Source organism: Rhizomonospora bruguierae (assembly GCF_018397995.1).
GTDB lineage: Bacteria > Actinomycetota > Actinomycetes > Mycobacteriales > Micromonosporaceae > Rhizomonospora > Rhizomonospora bruguierae.
Map to the genome: position 1 here is coordinate 1 of NZ_BBQH01000151.1, position 1,251 is coordinate 1,251.

Below are 1,251 nucleotides of genomic sequence, written 5' to 3' on the forward strand. Positions count from 1 at the left end.
CCTTCGAAGGCGATCGATGACGAACTCGTCGTGCTGATCGACTACGACGGGGAAGGCCGACGCCTCGCCATGAAGCCGACCAGCGATGTAGAAAGCCTCATCGAACAGCGGAACCTTGCGATGAGGCACTCAATCCCGCTCCTGGAATACCTGCCGACAGTCCAGGACGAAATGCGTAGATCGTGGTGAGCCCGCCAATGGACGACCGGGCGACGCTCGCGACCAGGCTGCGTGAACTCCGCGAGGATGCGGGCCTGTCAACCACGCGACTCGCCGCCGAGTTGGGCTGGTCGCAGTCCAAGGTCTCAACGATCGAAAACCGCCGAACGAAACCGTCCGTCGATGACGTCCGGGCATGGGCGACGGCCACAGACGCCTCGGCCGAGATCACCGCGGAGCTGAACGTCGCGGAGTCCATCCAGGTGGCATCGATCATCTGGGACCGGACGCTGACCGGCGGCCGTGCCGCGCACCAACGCAGCATCAGTCGTACCCTCGCAGAGGCCACCCGGGTGCAAGTCTTCCAACACGCCGCCGTGCCAGGACTGCTCCAGACCGCCGACTACGCCCGCAGCATCCTCGCCCTTGCCGACGTGTTTCGCGTAGGCGGCACCGCACGGGCAGCGGCGGCGCGCGTGGAGCGGCAGGCTGCCCTGTACGAGAAGGGCCGCCAGTTCGACTTCCTCATCTCCGAGGCCGCGCTACGGTTCCGCCCGGTACCTCACGACGCGCTCGCCGCGCAGTACGACAAGATCCTGTCAGTCGCCACGCTGCCCGGGGTGAGCCTGTCGATCTTGCCGACTGGCATCCGCCCATCAGCGGTCCACGCACACCCCTTCGTGATCTACACCCTCCCCGACGGCTCCCAGATCACGACGATCGAGACCTACACCCGCGAGCTGACCCTGACCGATCCCGAAGAGATCCGCATCTACTCGCAGGTTTACGACTCGCTGCTCGCGGACTCAGTGACCGGCGAACAGGCCCGCCACTTGTTGGGTGCCGTGCGAACCGAAGTCTTGAACTCGGTGGAGCAGCACGACGGGTGACAGCAAACCGGGCAGATAGACCGGCCCTCGTCCCATCTGCTCGGCCCGACGCTGGTGGCTGTCTACACGGACGGCCACCGATATGTGCGCGCGATAGCCGTAGCGCCTTGCAGGAGCAGTTGGCCGCCGCTCGACCTGCAGCATCGTGCCGAGTCGGACGGCCATCTGCGGCAAGCGTACGCGCGCTGTTGTGGCCGGGTGG

At 66.0% G+C, this 1,251-nt stretch carries 1 protein-coding gene and 1 pseudogene; both read left to right on the forward strand.

Going from position 1 to position 1,251, the window contains the following annotated elements:
- Positions 1 to 189: pseudogene (locus tag KJS59_RS30565) on the forward strand (DUF6879 family protein); the annotation flags it as partial.
- An 8-nt stretch (positions 190 to 197) separates the two neighbouring features.
- On the forward strand, positions 198 to 1,049 hold the full coding sequence (locus KJS59_RS30570; RefSeq protein ID WP_249715187.1) for a helix-turn-helix domain-containing protein: 852 nt from the start codon (positions 198 to 200) through the stop codon (positions 1,047 to 1,049).
- The last annotated feature ends 202 nt before the right edge of the window (positions 1,050 to 1,251 follow it).